Genomic DNA, 16,980 nt, shown 5'->3' with positions numbered 1-16,980 from the left:
GCGCTCAGGTCTGCCAGAGACGCAGCGGCCGTGCGTCGACGCCGTGCACGATCGGCCGCAGATGCAGCCAGCAGTCGGTGAAGTGGCGTTGCAGCGCTTCCATCGACGTCGACAGCGCACGGACCAGCACGACGCCCGGTGTCACGCAGGTCGCGCCCGCGCGCAGCGCGGTATCGAACGGCATCCGCGCGGCGAGCGATTCCGCGAGCGCGGCATCGCACGCGGCGCCGGCCGCCCACAGCGTGCCGTACGCGGGAAAGCCGGCGAGACCCTGCAGCGCGCCACGCAGCGGGTCGTGTGCATCGAGCAGCGCGCGTTCGGTCCACAGCGGTCGGCCGTCGGCATCGACGAGCGCCGACGTCGACGCGATGCGGCCCGCCGACCAGGTTTCGCCGGCCGCTTGCCGGCCGAGCTGCGACGCGTCCCAGCCGATTGCACTGGCGCCCGCGCCGAGCTTGACCGTGAAATCGAGCGACGCGTGCGCCGCGTCGAAGAACAGGTTGTTCTGCGGCAGCCAGTCGAGTTTCGCGTGCTCGCCGATCGCGATGTCGATGCGTTGCGTCGCGTCCAGCCCGTTCGACTTGTACCACTTGGTCGCGCCGGGTGTCGTCAGCACCGCGTGCGTGCCGTTGCCGAGTGCGATGTCGATGTCGAGTCGGTCGCCGCCCGCGACGCCGCCCGGCGGGTGGACGATCACCGCGTGGCAGATCGCGTCGCCTTCCGGGTACAGCGGCCGCTGCACGCGCAGTGGGCCGTCGTGCAGCCGGTGCGTGAGTGTCGTGCGCGCGCCGTGCCGTTCGAAGCCGAGTTCGAGGCGGCCGTGCCACGACTTGGCGACGGCGGGGCGGGACAGCGGGGCATGGGAATCGGGGGCGGACATCGGCGGGAAGCAGGGGGACGGGCGCGGTGAACGAGGATGCTACCGCAACAATATACGCCGCGGTGCCCGCGTTGCGGGGCGTGGCAACGCCGCTCCCGGGTCGTGCCGTTTTGCCGGCGCGTGCCCGACAGGCGCCGTTCGGCGAGGCACCGGATCGGTGTTGCGGGCCGATCGTCGGACGCGGCGCCGCCCCGGGCCGCCTTTCCCGCTATACCGCGATCAGCTCCCGCACGCCGTTCGTCTCCATGTCGCGCGCGTCGCCGCCCGCGACGATCTCGCCACGGCTCATCACCCAGTAGCGGTCGGCGATCGACTGGGCGAAGTCGTAGTACTGCTCGACGAGCAGCACGGTCATCTTCGATTCGTCGACCAGCTGACGCAGCGTGCGGCCGATGTCCTGGATGATCGACGGCTGGATGCCTTCGGTCGGCTCGTCGAGGATCAGCAACTGTGGCTCGCTCATCAGCGCGCGGCCGATCGCGAGCTGCTGCTGCTGGCCGCCCGACAGGTCGCCGCCGCGTCGCGCGCGCATGTCCTTCAGCACCGGGAACAGGTCGTAGATGCGGTCGGGCACTTTCGACGGCGCCTTGCGGCTCGCCGCGCCGACGAGCAGGTTTTCCTCGACGGTGAGCCGCGGAAAGATGTCGCGACCCTGCGGCACGTACGCGAGCCCGGCCGCGACGCGCGCGTACGGCGGCATCGCGCCGAGCGTCGTGCCGCGCCACGACACGCTGCCGCTCTTGGCGGCGACGACGCCCATCAGGCAGCGCAGCAGCGTGCTCTTGCCGACGCCGTTGCGTCCCAGCAGCACGGTGAGCTTGCCGTCGTCGGCGGCGAGGCTCACGTTGCGCAGGATATGGCTGCCGCCGTAGTACTGGTTCAGTGCATCGATCTTCAGCATCGCATCATCGTCCAAGGTAAGACTCGATCACCGCGTCGTCGCGCTTGACCTGGTCGAGCGTGCCTTGCGCGAGCACGGCGCCTTCGGCCATCACCGTCACGCGGCCCGTGTCGCCCGCGAGCGCCGCGACGAATTCCATGTCGTGCTCGACGACCATCATCGAGCAGGTGCCGCGCAGCGTGTTCAGCAGCTCGGCGAGTTCCATCGTCTCGTGGTCGGTCATCCCGGCCGCCGGCTCGTCGAGCAGCAATAGGGCGGGGCGCTGCATCAGCAGCATGCCGATCTCGAGCCGCTGCTTCTGCCCGTGCGACAGCTCGCCGGCCGCGCGGAATGCGTGGCTTTCGAGGCCGATCAGCGCGAGCGTCTCCTCGATCTTTGCCTGCGCGGCACGGTCGAGCCGGGCACGCAGCGACGCGAGCCAGCCCTTGTCAGTCTGCATCGCGAGCTCGAGGTTCTCCCACACCGGGTGCTGTTCGAACACGGTCGGCTTCTGGAACTTGCGGCCGATGCCCGCGCGCGCGATCTCGGGCTCGTTCATCCGCGCGAGATCGAGCGTCTGGCCGAGAAACACCTTGCCTGCGTCGGGGCGCGTCTTGCCGGTGATCACGTCCATCATCGTCGTCTTGCCGGCGCCGTTCGGGCCGATCACGCAGCGCAGCTCGCCCGCGTCGATCGCGAGCGACAGCTTCCTCAGCGCGCGAAAGCCGTCGAAGCTCACCTCGATATCCTCGAGGTAGAGGATCGTGCCATGCGACGTGTCGATGCCGGGCTGCACCACGCGCCCCATCGATGCGGTGCCGCTGACGGCCAGCAGTTCGTCCTCGGGCGGCGGCGTGAATTGGTAGAGGGCCGTTCCGTTCATGCGCGTTTCCCCTTCGCGAGCACGGTTTCGACGAGGCCCATGATCCCGCGCGGCAGCAGCAGCGGCACGAGCACGAAGATCAGGCCGAGGAAGAACAGCCAGTATTCGGCGAAGTACGCGGTAAACAGGCTCTTCGCGCCGTTCACCGCGAACGCGCCGACGATCGGCCCGATCAGCGTGCCGCGTCCGCCCACCGCGACCCAGATCGCCATCTCGATCGAGTTGCCGGGCGACATCTCGCCGGGGTTGATGATGCCGACCTGCGGCACGTACAGCGCGCCCGCGATGCCGCACAGCACGGCCGACACGGTCCACACGAACAGCTTGTACGCGAGCGGGCTGTAGCCGAGGAACATCAGCCGCGTCTCGCCGTCGCGCACCGCGGTGACGACGCGCCCGAGCTTGCTCGTGACGATCGCGCGCGCGGCGATGAACGCGAGCACCAGCGTCGCGAACGTCAGCAGCAACAGCACCGTGCGCGTGCCGGGCGACGTGATCCCGAAGCCCGCGATGCGCTTGAAGTCGGTGAAGCCGTTGTTGCCGCCGAAGCCGGTCTCGTTGCGATAGAACAGCAGCATCGCGGCGAACGTCATGGCCTGCGTGATGATCGACAGGTACACGCCCTTCACGCGCGAGCGGAACGTGAAGAAGCCGAACACCCACGCGAGCACGGCCGGCACGAGCACGACGAGCGCGAGCGCCCACGCGAGATGCTGCGTGCCGCTCCAGTACCACGGCAGCTGGTGCCAGTCGAGGAACACCATGAAGTCGGGCAGGTCGCTGCCGTACTTGCCGTCTCGGCCGATCTCGCGCATCAGGTACATGCCGATCGCATAGCCGCCGAGCGCGAAGAACAGCCCGTGGCCGAGGCTCAGGATCCCGCAGTAGCCCCACACGAGATCGAGTGCGAGCGCGGCGATCGCGTAGCACATCAGCTTGCCGGTGAGCGTCATCGCGTACGCGGACAGATGGAACGCGCTCGACTCGGGCGCGACGAGCGCGGCGAGCGGCACGCCGATGCCGATTGCGATACACAGCGCGATCAGCGCGAGCCACGCGCGCCGCGACAGCAGCGCGGGGCGGGGCGGCAGGCCGAGCGCGAAGCGTTCTTCCGCGCGGGCGGCGGCAGTCGGCTTCGGCGAATCGGCGGCCGGGTTGGACAACGAGTGGGTGAATGAAGTCACGTCAAGCCTCCGCACTGCGGCCCTTCGGGGCAAACATGCCCTGCGGACGTTTCTGGATGAACAGCACGATCATCACGAGCACCGCGATCTTCGCGAGCACGGCGCCCCAGAACGGCTCGATCGCCTTGCTCGCGAGGCCGAGCCCGAAGCCGCCGAGCACCGTGCCGGCGATCTGCCCGACGCCGCCGAGCACGACGGCCATGAACGAATCGATGATGTAGTTCTGGCCGAGGTCGGGGCCCACGTTGCCGATCTGCGACAGCGCGCAGCCGCCGAGGCCCGCGATGCCCGCGCCGAACGCGAACGCATACGCGTCGACGCGCGCGGTCTTCACGCCGACGCACGCGGCCATCCGGCGGTTCTGCGTGACGGCGCGCACGAACAGGCCGAGCCGCGTCTTCGTCAGCACGGCCCACGCGACGAACACCACCGCCAGCGCGAATGCGAGGATCGCGAGCCGGTTGTACGGCAGGATCAGGTTCTGCATCACGGTCACGCCGCCGCTCATCCACGACGGATTCACGACCTGCACGTTCTGCGCGCCGAACAGCATCCGCGTTGCCTGGATCAGGATCAGGCTCACGCCGAAGGTCGCGAGCAGCGTTTCGAGCGGGCGGCCGTACAGGTGCCGCAGCACGAGCCGTTCGAGCACGATGCCGACGAGTGCAGCGGTCACGAACGACACCGGCACTGCGACGAGCGGATACCAGTCGAACGCGCCGGGCGCATAGCGCTGGATCAGCGTCTGCACCACATAGGTTGCGTACGCACCGATCATCAGGAATTCGCCGTGCGCCATGTTGATCACGCCGATCAGCCCGTACGTGATCGCGAGGCCGAGCGCGGCGAGCAGCAGCACGCTGCCGAGCGACAGGCCGGCGAACAGCGTGCCGACGATCTCGCCGCGGCGCTGCAACGTGTGCAGCGCTTCGAGCCCCTGCTGCGCGGCGTCGCGCACGCGCGCGTCCGGCTCCGCGTAGCTGCCGTCGGCGTTCTTCGCGACGAGCGGGCGCAACTGTTCGATCATGTCGAGATCGCGGCGCGCGGCCACCACCTGCACGGCTTCGAGGCGCTTCGCCGGATCGGCGTCGTGCAGCGCGGCGATCGCCCACAACGCGTCGAGGCGGCGCTTCAATGCGGGATCGGTTTCCTTCGCACGCGCGCGGTCGATCATCGGCTTGAGTGCCGGGTCGGGCGATTTCAGCAACGCATCGATCGCGTCGCGGCGCGCGGCGACGTCGGGCGATGCGAGCGCGAGCCCCGACAGCGCGCCAGTAATCTTCGTGCGCAGCAGGTTGTTCAGCATCACGGGCTGCGCGTCGCCGGCCGGCGTCGCGGCTTGCGTGAGCGCGTCGTGCGCGGTGTCGCCGGTCTGGATCAGCAGGCGGCCGTCACCGGTCGCGAGCGCGTCGCCGGTCGACAGCGCGTTGAGCAGCGCGACGGCGCGCGGATCGGGATCGGCGGCGAGCCGTTCGATCGCGGTCGTCTTCGCGTCGAAGTCGTCGCCGGCGAGTGCGGCGGTATCGGCCGCCGTCAGCGCGAACGCGGCGCGCGGCAGCCCGCCCGCGAGGGCGGTGAACGCGACGATCGCGACGGCGGCTCGGCGAAAGCGTGTAGGCATCGGGAAATCCTGTCGGGCGTGGGGAAGCGAATGCGGGCGGCGATGCGCGGTCGCTTGCTGTTCATGAAGGCAAGCGTGGCCGGCGCATCGCTATCGGCATCGGTGTGCGAGCGGCACGTCGCGCAGGAAGCGCGACGCGCCACCCTGCATCAGGCGAGCGCCGCGCGCTGCCGGCGCAGGAAGGCCGGGATCGACGTGACGATGTCCGGCTTGCCCTGGTTGCCCGCGATGAACGGGCTCCACGGTTGCGCGCGCACTGCGGTCTTGGTCTTCCACACGACGTTGAACTGCCCGTCGCCGCGGATCTCGCCGATCATCACCGGCTTGTGCAGGTGATGGTTGCCGTCCATCGCGAGCGTGAAGCCCGACGGCGCGGCGACGGTCTGGCCGATCATCGCGACGCGCACCTTGTCGACGTCGGTGCTCTTTGCCTTTTCGACGGCCTGCTTCCACATGTGGATGCCGACGTAGGTCGCTTCCATCGGATCGTTGGTCACGCGCTTCGCGCCGCCCGGCAGGTTGTTCGCCTTCACCCACGCGGCGAACTGGTCCTTGAACTTCGTGTTGGTCGGGTTCTTCACCGACATGAAGTAATTCCACGCGGCGAGGTGGCCGACGAGCGGCTTCGTGTCGATCCCGCGCAGCTCTTCCTCGCCGACCGAGAACGCGACGACCGGCACGTCGGTCGCCTTGATCCCCTGGTTGCCGAGCTCCTTGTAGAACGGCACGTTCGAGTCGCCGTTGATCGTCGAGATCACGGTCGTCTTGCCGCCTTGCGAGAAGTTCTTGATGTTCGCGACGATGGTCTGGTAGTCGCTATGGCCGAACGGCGTGTAGACCTCCTGAATGTCGGCGTCCTTCACGCCCTTCGATTTCAGGAACGCGCGCAGGATCTTGTTGGTCGTGCGCGGATACACGTAGTCGGTGCCGAGCAGGAAGAAGCGCTTCGCGCCACCGCCTTCCGCGCTCATCAGGTACTCGACGGCCGGGATCGCCTGCTGGTTCGGCGCGGCGCCCGTATAGAACACGTTGCGCGACATTTCCTCGCCTTCGTACTGCACCGGATAGTAGAGCAGGCCGTTCAGTTCCTCGAATACCGGCAGCACCGACTTGCGCGACACCGACGTCCAGCAGCCGAACACGCACGCGACCTTGTCCTGGGTGAGCAGCTGGCGCGCCTTCTCCGCGAACAGCGGCCAGTTCGACGCGGGATCGACCACCACGGGCTCGAGCTTGCGGCCCATCACGCCGCCGCTCTTGTTGATGTCGGCGATCGTCATCAACGCGGTGTCCTTCAGCGACGTCTCCGAGATCGCCATCGTGCCCGACAGCGAGTGCAGGATGCCGACCTTGATCGGGCCGGTGCCCGCATCGGCCGCGTGCGCGAACGGGCTCTTGCCCGCGAGCGCGAGTGCGCCGGCCATCGAACCGAACTTCAACAGACTGCGACGTTTCATCGGGTTCCCCTTGACGTGTTGGATATGCGTGCGCCGTGTAGGCGTCGGCCAAGGGGGTAACGCAAGGCATGTGCCAGTCGTGCGGATGCACGTCAGGCGTGCCTGAGCGGGGCGGTGCGGGGCGTCGGGACGGTGCGCATGACGCGTCGTGCAGCATGGGCGGTCCGTCGCGGTGCAGGTTCACGGGCGCAAATGGTGCACGGTCGGGGTTCCCCGTTCCGGTGCCTGCACCTGCACGCGGTGCGGGACTGCCGGGCACCGTGACTTCGCGCCACGCGGGCAGGGCAGGACTCGGACACAGCGCGGTGCCGCTGCCGGTCATCGAGACGACGCTGAAGTGATGAACCGGAGCGGAAAAGAGAAACGGGCACGCGATGCGTGCCCGTTCGGGGGATCAGTGCGGCCGGCGGCAGTGTGCCGATCGGCGAGGCGGCGCGCGATGCGCCGCCGGCAGGATCAGTAACGCGGCACGGACGGATCGACGTCGCGCGACCACGCGTCGATCCCGCCTTGCAGGTTGTACAGCTTCGTGAAGCCGCGCGATTCGAGGAACATCGCGACCTGCGCGCTGCGCATCCCGTGATGGCACACGCAGACGATTTCCGCTTCGTCGTCGAGCTCTTCGCTGCGCGCGGGAATCTGCTGCATCGGGATCGACACGCTGCCGGCGATATGCGCGGTCGCGATTTCCCACGGTTCGCGCACGTCGAGCACGACCGGCGCGGGACGCGCCTTGTCGCCGAGCCATTCCGCGAGCATCGCGGCCGTCAGGATCTGCATGGTGGCTCCGCTGCTCAGAACTTGAAGCGCGACGGCTCGATCGCGTTGACGAGGTGGTCGATGTACGTTTCGAACACGTCGGCGACGCGGTACTGCTTGTCGTCGATGCGCGTGATGATCTGCGCCTTCATCACCGGACGGCCGCCGACGAATGCCGCGAGGCGGCCGCCGACCTTCAGCTGTTCGAGCATTTCCTGCGGCACGACGGGCAGGCCGCCCGCGACGCAGATCACGTCATACGGTGCCTTGCCGGCCCAGCCGCGCGAACCGTCGCCGAGCACGACTTCCGCGTTGGTCACGCCGTCGTTGCGCAGGTTGTCTTCCGCGAACTTCGCGTTGGTCGGATCGATCTCGACGGCCGTCACGTGCTGCGCACGGTGCGCGAACAGCGCAGCCAGGTAGCCCGAGCCGGCGCCGATGATGAGCACGTTCTCGTGCTTCTTGACCGTCAGCTCCTGCAGCACGCGCGCTTCGACGCGCGGGAACAGCATCTTGCTGTTGCCGTTGGGCAGCGGGAGTTCGAGGTCGGCGAACGCGAGATCGCGGTATTCGGCCGGAACGTAGTTTTCACGCTTGACGATCGACAGCAGGCCCAGGACGTCGAGATCCAGCACGTCCCACGGCCGGATCTGTTGTTCGATCATGTTGAAACGCGCGTTTTCGATATTCATGGTGTGGTCACGCAGCCTGGTCGGCCATCAGCGGGGATAGAGAAACTTCGTGATTGTACCAAACGGGGCGGCCGCGAAGCCTTCAGGCGGCCTGCAACAGACCTTTACCCCTTGCTCTTCTTGATCTGCGCCTCGAACGCGAGGTCGAGCTTGCTCGCCTTGCGCGGTTTTTTGGGGCCGAATTCGTCGACGAACTTGACGAACTCGTCGAGCGGCAGCGGCTCGCAGCGCTTCTCGGCCGTGCCGCCGGAGCGGTCGACGAGATAGAACAGGCCGCCCGCCATCGCGACGGCCGCGAATTGCGGGTTGCCGGAGCGGGTCTTCAGGCGTTCGACCGCGTGGGTCGCTTTGGTGGTGCGCATCGTGCGGAATCTGGCGGGGCGTAAGCCCCACACTGTATCAAACCGGCCGCCCGCGTGCGGCCGGCCGCGGCCCGCCGGGTTCAGACCGTGCGCGAGTAGCGCTGCTGCTGCGTCTGGCCGAGATACGCGTCGAATGCCATCGCGATGTTGCGCACGACCATCCGGCCGGCCGGATGGATCGTCAGGCGGTCGGCCGCGATCGTCAGCAGCCCGTCGCGCTCGAACGGGCGCAGTGCGTCGAGTTCGCGCGCGAAATGATCGGCGAAGCGGATGCCGTGCGCGGCCTCGACGTGCGAGAACGGCAGGTCGAGGTTGCACATCAGTTGCGTGATCACGTCGCGGCGCAGCCGGTCGTCGGGCGTGAGCCGCACGCCGCGCGCGATCGGCAGCCGGCCCGCGTCGAGCGCGGCGCCGTAGGCGGGCAGGTCCTTCGCGTTCTGCGCGTAGACGTCGCCGACCTTGCCGATCGACGACACGCCGAAACCGACGAGATCGGTATCCGCGCGCGTGCTGTAGCCCTGGAAATTGCGCTGCAGCGTGCCGTTCTGCTGGGCGCGCACGAGCTCGTCGGACGGCCGCGCGAAGTGGTCCATCCCGATGTACACGTAGCCGGCCGACGTCAGCATGTCGATCGCGAGGCCGAGCAGCGCGATGCGCGTTTCCGGCGGCGGCAGCGTCGCATCGTCGATCTGCCGTTGCATCTTGAACAGCTGCGGCATGTGCGCGTAGCCGAACACCGACAGCCGGTCGGGCGCGAGTTCGATGATCGTTTCCAGCGTGCGCGCGAAGACGGAGACGGTCTGGTGCGGCAGCCCGTAGATCAGGTCGACGCTGACCGAATGAAAGCCCGTCGTGCGCGCGGCGGAAAGCAGGTCGGCCGTCATCTCGAGCGGCTGGATCCGGTTGATCGCCTGCTGCACGACCGGATCGAAATCCTGCACGCCGAGGCTCAGCCGGTTGAAACCGATGTTGCGCAGGTGCACGAGCGTCGCGGGCGTGACCGTGCGCGGGTCGATCTCGATCGAGAATTCGGCGTCGGCATCCGGCGCGAGCGCGAAGTGCTCGCGGGTGGCCGCCATCAGCTCGGCCGTTTCGTCGTTGGACAGGAAGGTGGGCGTGCCGCCGCCCCAGTGCAGCTGCGTGACCGGGCGCGCGGGATCGAACAGCGCGGCCTGCAGCGCCATCTCGCGCTTGAGCTGGTCGAGATACGGGCGCGCACGGCGGTGGTTGTTGGTCGCGATCTTGTTGCAGCCGCAGTAGAAGCACGCGGTGTTGCAGAACGGGATGTGGAAGTACAGCGACAGCTCGCTCGACGACGCGCCGGGGTCGCTTGCCGCGCGTACGTAGTCGGCCGGGTCGAAATCGTCGCGGAACTGCAGCGCGGTGGGGTACGACGTATAGCGCGGCCCGTTCGCGCCGTATTTCGCGAGCAAATCGGGACGGAACACTGTGTCGGCAGAACCAGAACGCATGATGGTCTCGCGCTTTTTAGATGCTTTCGAGTATATAAACGCGCGATTGGGCTGCATTGTGTAATAACGTCGCAGCCGGCGATGGCACAATGCGGGGTGGGGCTGCCGGCACCGCGTCCGGTTGCCGCACCGTTTTTTTGTTGTTCGTTCGAGAGAGTCGAGTGTCCGTCGAATTGCCTGTCCGCCCGGCGTCAGCCGTCCCGCCGCCGCATGCGTGCCGCGAGGGCTGCGGCGCGTGCTGCATCGCGCCGTCGATTTCCAGCCCGATTCCGGGCATGCCCGACGGCAAGCCGGCCGGCGTGCGCTGCGTGCAGCTCGGCGACGACCTGCGCTGCCGGATCTTCGGCCGCCCCGAGCGGCCCGCGTGCTGTTCCGGGTTGCAGCCGGCCGCGGACATGTGCGGCGCGTCGCGCGACGAAGCGCTCGCGTGGCTCACGCGTCTCGAGGCCGCGACGCGGCCGTCGTCACCAGGAGAGTGTTCAGCATGACCGCACCTTGCGCGCCCGGCCGGCGCCGTTTTCTTGCCGTAACCGTCGGCGCCATCGGCGTGACGCTTTCGCTCGCCGCGTGCGCGTCGACGTTCCCGTTCATCCCCGATCACTACACGTTCTCGCGCGGTGACGTGCAGAAAGCCGTCGCGCGCAAGTTTCCGTACCAGAAGACGGTCGCGCAGGTCGTCGACGTGTCGCTCGCGAACCCGGCCGTCAACCTGCTGCCCGACCAGAACCGCGTCGCCGTGCAGCTCGACGCGCATTTCGTGAGCCCGTTCCTGCGCGCGCCCGTCAACGGCAAGTTCACCGTGTCGGGCCAGCTGGCTTACGACGCGCCGAGTCGCTCGGTCGTGCTGAAGTCGCCGGCCGTCGACAGCCTCGCGCTCGACGGCGACGCGCAGATGTACGCGCAGCAGGTCGGCGCGGCCGCCGGCCTGCTCGCGACGCAGTTGCTGACCAACTATCCGATCTACACGTTCAAGCCCGAACAACTGCAATTTGCCGGGGTGAACTACGAACCCGGTACAATTACGATTCTTACAAACGGCATACGCGTGGCGATCGTCGAAAAATGACGACGACCCGCGCTCGGCCGGAGGGGGGCCGCGCGTGGAAGAGTGGCCCATTCATTCGACCATTTCGGAGTTGGGCCACGGATGGACTGGATCCTGATCTGCAAGGCTTTGATCCTCGGCATCGTCGAGGGGCTGACGGAGTTCCTGCCGGTGTCGAGTACCGGTCACCTGATCGTCGCGGGCAGCTTCCTGAATTTCAACGATTCGCACGCGAAGACATTCGACGTCGTGATCCAGTTCGGTGCGATCCTCGCGGTCTGCTGGGAATACCGGCAACGGATCGCGTCCATCGTGTCCGGGCTGCCGAGCCGGCCCGACGCGCGGCGCTTCACGCTGAACGTCGTGATCGCGACGATTCCCGCCATCGCGCTCGGCCTGCTGTTCGAGAAGAAGATCAAGGCCGTGCTGTTCTCGCCGGTCCCCGTCGCGTTCGCGCTCGTCGTGGGCGGCGCGATCATCCTGTGGGCCGAGGCGCGGCAGCGCGAGCGTCGCGAACCGCCGCGCGTGGTGTCGGTCGATGCGCTGACGCCGCTCGATGCGCTCAAGGTCGGCATCGCGCAGTGTTGCGCGCTGATTCCCGGCATGTCGCGCTCGGGCTCGACGATCATCGGCGGGATGCTGTTCGGCCTCGACCGGCGCGTCGCCACCGAATTCTCGTTCTTCCTCGCGATCCCGATCATCTTCGGCGCGACGCTCTACGAAACCGTCAAGGACTGGCAGGCGTTCACGGTCGATTCGCTCGGCCTGTTCGCGCTCGGGCTCGTCGCGGCGTTCGTCAGCGCGTTCGTGTGCGTGCGCTGGCTGCTGCGCTACGTCGCGACGCACGATTTCACGGTGTTCGCGTGGTACCGGATCGCGTTCGGGCTGTTCGTGCTGCTGGTCGGGTACAGCGGCTGGCTGAACTGGGCGTGACGCGAATACGGAGGCCGGCGCGCCTCCCATGAAAAAAGCCCGATCGGCGGATGCCGGTCGGGCTTTTTCTTGTCCGGAGCAGGGCGGCATGCGCCGCCTCGGCGGGCGGGTTCAGTCTGCGCGCTTGCGGAACACCAGGTCCCACACGCCGTGGCCGAGCCGCAGCCCGCGCCGTTCGAACTTCGTCACCGGGCGGTAGTCGGGGCGCGGTGCGTAGTCGGCGGCCGTGTTTTCGAGCGTCGGCTCCGCGCCGAGCACTTCGAGCATCTGTTCCGCGTAGTTCTGCCAGTCGGTCGCGCAGTGAATGTACGCGCCGGGCTTCAGGCGCGACGCGAGATGCGCGACGAGCGGCGGCTGGATCAGCCGGCGCTTGTGGTGACGCGCCTTGTGCCACGGGTCGGGGAAGAAGATGTGCACGCCGTCGAGGCTTTCCGGCGCGATCATGTGCTCGAGCACCTCGACCGCGTCGTGCTGGATGATGCGGATGTTCGGCAGATCCTGCTCGCCAATCAGCTTCAGCAGCGCGCCGACGCCCGGCTCGTGCACCTCGACGCCGAGGAAGTCGTCGCCGGGGCGGTTCGCCGCGATTTCCGCGGTCGATGCGCCCATGCCGAAGCCGATTTCGAGGATGCGCGGCGCGTTGCGGCCGAACACCGCGTTCCAGTCGGGCAGTTCCGGCGTGTACGGCACCACGAAGCGCGGGCCGAGTTCGTCCATCGCGCGGCGCTGGCCGGTCGATACACGGCCGGCGCGCGTCACGAAGCTGCGGATGCGGCGGTGGTGCAGCGGATTGACTGCGTCGGCGCCTTCGGCGGCTTCGTCGGGAATGGCGTCGTCGTGCGGCGGCAGGCCGGTTTCGTTCGGATCGTCGTGCATCATCGGTGACAGAGAAAGGCTCGGTTGCGGGCGAGGGCATCGGGCGCGCGGGACGCGCCAGCGCGGTACAAAAAAGCCGCCTTCGACGAGGCGGCTGGGCGCGCGGTTGCGGAACGTGGCGACGGGAGCGGCGATACGCCGTCAAGCCGTTGATCCTTAAGGATTTCCCGTTCAGCCAACCGGAAAGAGCCGGATTATGGACTGGTTTGATCCGACTGGCAAGGTTGCGGGGGCTGCGGCCGTGCTGCCGTCGGCCCGGCGTCGACGTGCTCGGGGACGGGGGCATATGGGGACGGGGCCGACGCGCATGCCGCATCGGCCCTCGTTTCAGCGCACGGATGCGTTGCGCGTCACCCGACGCGCTGGTCGAGCCGGCGGCGCGGGATCGCCTTGATCTGATTCAGCGCGTAGTCGAGTTCGAATGCGGTCTCGCGCGACACGCGGCTCTCCGGTTCGAAGAAGATGCCGGCCTTCGTGTAGTGACGCACGCAGATGATGAACGGGAAGCCATGCTGCTCGCGATACGCGCGATTCATCCGCTGCAGGCGGAGTTCCTCGTCGTCGGTCAGTGCGTCGAGGCCGGCGCTCGTCTGTTCGCTGACCGATTTTCCCGATTAGGGAGAGTGTGTCTTTTTTCTTGGGGGGCGGGATGGTTCGGGCGATGTGCTGTCGCCGGGCGATTGAGTAGAATCGCGTACGCAGCCGGCATGACCGGATGCGTGAGGCGCGTGCGCAACGTGATGAAAATGAACAGTGCGCGTTTCGTTTCGACGGCCTGCGGCCAGAACGACAAGAAGCGATGACGGCTGCCGCGACGATTCATGCTTCGCCGGTGGTTGCGCTTGCAACAACCGTGCGAGAGGGTGCGTCGGCATGATCCGCCATCACTGGCCTTTGGGGAGAAAAGCCATGAGTGAAACAACTTCCGTGCGTCGCAAGATCGGTAGCAGCCCGGCCATCCTTGCACTCGCCGAGTGTGTGATTGCCGGCATCGTCGGTATATCGATCCTGAATAATCCGGAAGCCTTTGCGGGGGCGTCGGGATTTGGTGCGATCGGTACGGCGCTGGCTGTCGTGGTTCTGTGCGGGATCGTTTCGCTGGGCGGTCTCGTCTGGGCGATCGGTGCGTTGCTGCATGCGAAAGATGATGCCGGAGTGGACTTGGTGCCGGCCTATTGCGCGATCGTGCTTCATGGCCTGCTGTGCTTGCCCATCCTCATCGTGATGTTGCGGGCGGTATGAGGTAGGCGCCGCGTGCGTCGAGCGGCCTTCGCCTGTCGTTGGGCGAGGGCGGCTGGAGGTATGTGGCGGACGCCGGACGCTACGTCACGGGTGAGCTATCGGGCGATCCTGGCGCAGGCGCGCGACGGAAATGCACCGTGGCACACATTCGAGACGGATATCGCGGGAAGAGGGGCAGTGACTGCCGGAGAACCCTGCAAGCCTTGCGCGGCAGGGGTTTGAGATGTACTGGAGCGGGCGATGGGAATCGAACCCACGTCATCAGCTTGGGAAGCTGAGGTAATGGCCATTATACGACGCCCGCAGAACGCGTAATTCTACAGGGGTTTCGGTGCGGATGGCAAGCGAGAGGTTTTGGCCGGTGGCAGCGAAACTGGCATGACTCGATGCGGGAGCCGTGGTGTCGCGGGCCGTGTCGGGCGAGCCCCTCGTCATTCACGGGATCGCCCATCCAGGCTGAACGCACATCCCTTCGGCGCGCTGTAGCATCGAAGCCGAATTTCAACGGCCCAACGGATGGGCGAATACAGTCGGCGATACCGTCGCCGTCCCCGGGGGCCTTCTCGCATAGGCCATGCGCGGCGAGCCCTCACCGATGTCGGAAAACAATCCACGGAAGAACAGAACCCACGATGCTGAATACCCTGACCATGACGCCCGAGCGGGAACTGGATGCGCGCGCCAAAGCGTTTTACCTGCTCAAGAAATGGACGAGCGTGACGTTCCTGGATCATGCCGTGAGTCTGTTCAGGGATTTCCTTCACGCGTACGCCAGGCAGTTGGACACGCCGAGCCCGAATCAGGAGGAATTGGCGGCAGCGTATGCCGGCGATTTCCTGAATGCATTGGCGAGGATGGATCACGGCATTGAGACCTTGCGACAAGGTGCCGACAAGCGATCGGCCTACGATGCGCTCATAGCGGGTAGCGAGAAAGGGGGCGAGCTGTTGTTCGGGCGGAGCGCGCACGAGGTCGGTCGAACATACGACCCGTTTTTCCACGCGCTTGGCGTGAGGGATACGCGATTCTCGGATTTCGACTATGCAACGGGGTATGCGGAAGGGGCGTGGATTGAAGAGTTGAGCTGTCAGGCGCTCAAGTGCACGGTCGGGCTCGGTTTTTCCGAATACCTTGCCTATGGCAAGCGTGCCGACGGCGGCACGCGTGTGTTCAAGCACTGGACGTATGAATCGTTGTTCCAGGATCCGTTTTTTCCTGCATGGCGGTATTGGCCGCCCGGTCGCAGCTATCTCGCAGAACTTCCGCCTTGTCCGCCCAGGAACGAATCCGGGGCCGGCGAGGTTTGCAGCGATCAGGCGATTCCTGTCGAGGGTATCTGGGAACCATGGTTTCCGGCCGGCAAGGTCGGCTGTCCGAGCTACTTCCTCGAAGGCAGTATTGCCCACAAATACCTGCTGGAAGGGTCCAACGACGAGCATGTGGTGCGCTGGCGGCTGCTGTGGGAAGACACGCGTTACCGGGATGGCAGCATTCCGGCGGAGGAGGGAACTTACTTCCCCGAACCTGTCACGTTGTCGCCGCTCGATCAAGCTGCGGTAGCCGATGCCGGCAAGCAATCGACGGACGAACAGGGTCCATGATGTTGAGTATTTTGACCATGACCGCCGAGCAGGAACAGGATGCGCGCGCCAAGGCGTTTTATCTGCTCAAGAAATGGACGAGTTTCACGTTCCTGGAATACGCCGTTGGACTCTATCGGGATTTTCTCGGCGCGTACGCAAGACAACTGGACACACCGAGCCCGAATCAGGTGGAACTTGAGGAAGCCTACAGACATGATTTCCTGGGGGCACTGGTGCAAATGGATCTGGGCATCGATGCATTGCGCCGAGGTCTCGACAAACGAGCGGCATACGACGCGCTGATGACAGGAAGCCAGCAAGCTGGCGACCTGTTGTTTGGACGGAGTGCGCTTGAAATCGGTCGTAAATACGATCCGTTTTTTCATTCACTGGGACTGAAGGACACCAACTTTGCGGACCCGGTGTATGCCACGGGGTTCGCGGAGGGCGTGTGGATCGAGAGATTGATTGGCTACGCGCTCAAGTGCACGGTCGGAATCGGTTTTACCGGGATGCTTGCATACGGAACCCGTGCGGATGGCGGGACCCGCGTTTTTGAGCACTGGACCTATGAATCCATGTTCGAAGATGCGCCTCTTCCGGCTTGGCGATATTGGCCGCCCGGTCGTAGCTATCCCGCAGAACTTCCTCCCTGTCCGCCCAGGAACGAATCCGGCAGCGGCGAGGTTTGCAGCGATCAGGCGATTCCTGTCGAGGGTATCTGGGAACCATGGTTTCCGGCCGGCAAAGTCGGCTGTCCGAGTTACTTCCTCAAAGACAGTATTGCCCACAAATACCTGCTGGAAGGGTCCAACGACGAACAGGTGGTGCGCTGGCGGCTGCTGTGGGAAGACACGCGTTACCGGGATGGCAGCATTCCGGCGGAGGAGGAAACTTACTTCCCCAAGCCTGTCGCGTAACTGCGGCTACGGGTCCTGCCCGGAGAGTTTTGTCCGCGCACCGGTTACGGGCAAAGCCCGGCCGGGGCCTGTCAGTAATTTCGTGTTCAAGGCATATGATGCTCCGAAGGAGACTATATGCCTCGCAAACCGAAAGCCAAACCGGTAGACCTGCCGGCGATTCCCGCCGAGTTGCTTGAGCAATTCGGCAG

Annotated in this window: 17 protein-coding genes, 1 tRNA gene and 1 pseudogene; 6 read left to right on the top strand and 13 right to left on the bottom strand. The window is 66.3% G+C overall.

Translation table 11 applies throughout. From position 1 onward, the window contains the following. Positions 1 to 4 precede the first annotated feature (4 nt). From G3N61_RS18030 to hemN, 10 genes are all read right to left on the bottom strand, one after another. Positions 5 to 880, bottom strand: a complete 876-nt coding sequence (locus tag G3N61_RS18030) for an urease accessory protein UreD (protein ID WP_089450056.1) — start codon at positions 878 to 880, stop codon at positions 5 to 7. A 208-nt stretch (positions 881 to 1,088) separates the two neighbouring features. After that, positions 1,089 to 1,781 carry an urea ABC transporter ATP-binding subunit UrtE gene (gene urtE / locus G3N61_RS18025; RefSeq protein WP_205823227.1) on the bottom strand — a complete coding sequence of 231 codons (693 nt, stop codon included), beginning with the start codon at positions 1,779 to 1,781 and terminating at the stop codon, positions 1,089 to 1,091. 4 nt (positions 1,782 to 1,785) lie between these two features. Continuing rightward, positions 1,786 to 2,643 (bottom strand): urea ABC transporter ATP-binding protein UrtD, encoded by an 858-nt coding sequence (gene urtD, locus G3N61_RS18020; RefSeq protein WP_205823226.1) that lies wholly within the window; start codon positions 2,641 to 2,643, stop codon positions 1,786 to 1,788. Beyond that, the gene (gene urtC, locus G3N61_RS18015; protein ID WP_205823225.1) at positions 2,640 to 3,827 is read right to left on the bottom strand and encodes an urea ABC transporter permease subunit UrtC; all 1,188 of its coding nucleotides are present in this window, start codon (positions 3,825 to 3,827) and stop codon (positions 2,640 to 2,642) included. The genes urtD and urtC overlap by 4 nt, the downstream gene beginning before the upstream one ends. A 1-nt stretch (position 3,828) precedes the next feature. Further along, the gene (gene urtB / locus G3N61_RS18010) at positions 3,829 to 5,448 is read right to left on the bottom strand and encodes an urea ABC transporter permease subunit UrtB (RefSeq protein WP_205823224.1); all 1,620 of its coding nucleotides are present in this window, start codon (positions 5,446 to 5,448) and stop codon (positions 3,829 to 3,831) included. Between the two features lie 149 nt (positions 5,449 to 5,597). Continuing rightward, complete coding sequence (gene urtA / locus G3N61_RS18005) at positions 5,598 to 6,905, bottom strand: urea ABC transporter substrate-binding protein (protein WP_039367747.1); 1,308 nt, start codon at positions 6,903 to 6,905, stop codon at positions 5,598 to 5,600. Positions 6,906 to 7,361: 456 nt separating this feature from the next. Further along, positions 7,362 to 7,685 (bottom strand): rhodanese-like domain-containing protein, encoded by a 324-nt coding sequence (locus tag G3N61_RS18000; protein ID WP_011351193.1) that lies wholly within the window; start codon positions 7,683 to 7,685, stop codon positions 7,362 to 7,364. Between the two features lie 14 nt (positions 7,686 to 7,699). Continuing rightward, positions 7,700 to 8,356, bottom strand: a complete 657-nt coding sequence (locus G3N61_RS17995; protein WP_043181658.1) for a protein-L-isoaspartate O-methyltransferase — start codon at positions 8,354 to 8,356, stop codon at positions 7,700 to 7,702. Between the two features lie 104 nt (positions 8,357 to 8,460). Further along, positions 8,461 to 8,718: a hypothetical protein gene (locus tag G3N61_RS17990; protein WP_006488573.1), complete on the bottom strand. Its 258-nt coding sequence runs from the start codon at positions 8,716 to 8,718 to the stop codon at positions 8,461 to 8,463. An 80-nt stretch (positions 8,719 to 8,798) separates the two neighbouring features. Continuing rightward, a complete protein-coding gene (gene hemN / locus G3N61_RS17985; RefSeq protein WP_205823223.1) occupies positions 8,799 to 10,190 on the bottom strand; it encodes an oxygen-independent coproporphyrinogen III oxidase in 1,392 nt (463 codons plus the stop codon). A 173-nt stretch (positions 10,191 to 10,363) separates the two neighbouring features. Between hemN and G3N61_RS17980 the strand changes: the two genes are divergently transcribed. The 3 genes from G3N61_RS17980 to G3N61_RS17970 all read left to right on the top strand — a co-directional run bounded on the left by G3N61_RS17980 (position 10,364) and on the right by G3N61_RS17970 (position 12,168). Further along, positions 10,364 to 10,678, top strand: a complete 315-nt coding sequence (locus G3N61_RS17980) for a YkgJ family cysteine cluster protein (protein ID WP_205823242.1) — start codon at positions 10,364 to 10,366, stop codon at positions 10,676 to 10,678. Then, on the top strand, positions 10,675 to 11,256 hold the full coding sequence (locus tag G3N61_RS17975) for a DUF1439 domain-containing protein (protein ID WP_205823222.1): 582 nt from the start codon (positions 10,675 to 10,677) through the stop codon (positions 11,254 to 11,256). The genes G3N61_RS17980 and G3N61_RS17975 overlap by 4 nt, the downstream gene beginning before the upstream one ends. Before the next feature lie 81 nt (positions 11,257 to 11,337). Next, on the top strand, positions 11,338 to 12,168 hold the full coding sequence (locus G3N61_RS17970; RefSeq protein WP_205823221.1) for an undecaprenyl-diphosphate phosphatase: 831 nt from the start codon (positions 11,338 to 11,340) through the stop codon (positions 12,166 to 12,168). Positions 12,169 to 12,279: 111 nt separating this feature from the next. Here G3N61_RS17970 and trmB read toward each other — a convergent pair whose 3' ends face one another. Beyond that, positions 12,280 to 13,047, bottom strand: a complete 768-nt coding sequence (gene trmB / locus G3N61_RS17965) for a tRNA (guanosine(46)-N7)-methyltransferase TrmB (protein WP_205823220.1) — start codon at positions 13,045 to 13,047, stop codon at positions 12,280 to 12,282. Positions 13,048 to 13,394: 347 nt separating this feature from the next. Beyond that, positions 13,395 to 13,640 (bottom strand): annotated as a pseudogene (locus G3N61_RS17960) (2-oxo-4-hydroxy-4-carboxy-5-ureidoimidazoline decarboxylase); the annotation flags it as partial. A 313-nt stretch (positions 13,641 to 13,953) separates the two neighbouring features. Here G3N61_RS17960 and G3N61_RS17955 point away from each other — a divergent pair. After that, complete coding sequence (locus G3N61_RS17955) at positions 13,954 to 14,286, top strand: hypothetical protein (RefSeq protein WP_089450064.1); 333 nt, start codon at positions 13,954 to 13,956, stop codon at positions 14,284 to 14,286. Between the two features lie 229 nt (positions 14,287 to 14,515). Here G3N61_RS17955 and G3N61_RS17950 read toward each other — a convergent pair. Then, positions 14,516 to 14,590: transfer RNA gene (locus G3N61_RS17950), tRNA-Gly, on the bottom strand. 328 nt (positions 14,591 to 14,918) lie between these two features. Here G3N61_RS17950 and G3N61_RS17945 point away from each other — a divergent pair. Both G3N61_RS17945 and G3N61_RS17940 read left to right on the top strand, forming a co-directional pair. Beyond that, complete coding sequence (locus tag G3N61_RS17945; RefSeq protein WP_205823219.1) at positions 14,919 to 15,887, top strand: Imm71 family immunity protein; 969 nt, start codon at positions 14,919 to 14,921, stop codon at positions 15,885 to 15,887. Next, positions 15,884 to 16,789, top strand: a complete 906-nt coding sequence (locus tag G3N61_RS17940; protein ID WP_089450066.1) for an Imm72 family immunity protein — start codon at positions 15,884 to 15,886, stop codon at positions 16,787 to 16,789. The genes G3N61_RS17945 and G3N61_RS17940 overlap by 4 nt, the downstream gene beginning before the upstream one ends. The last annotated feature ends 191 nt before the right edge of the window (positions 16,790 to 16,980 follow it).

It is taken from the genome of Burkholderia sp. Ac-20349 (assembly GCF_017104865.1).
GTDB lineage: Bacteria > Pseudomonadota > Gammaproteobacteria > Burkholderiales > Burkholderiaceae > Burkholderia > Burkholderia aenigmatica.
Note: the sequence above shows the minus strand (reverse complement) of the source record. Positions and strands in the feature narration are given on the sequence as shown.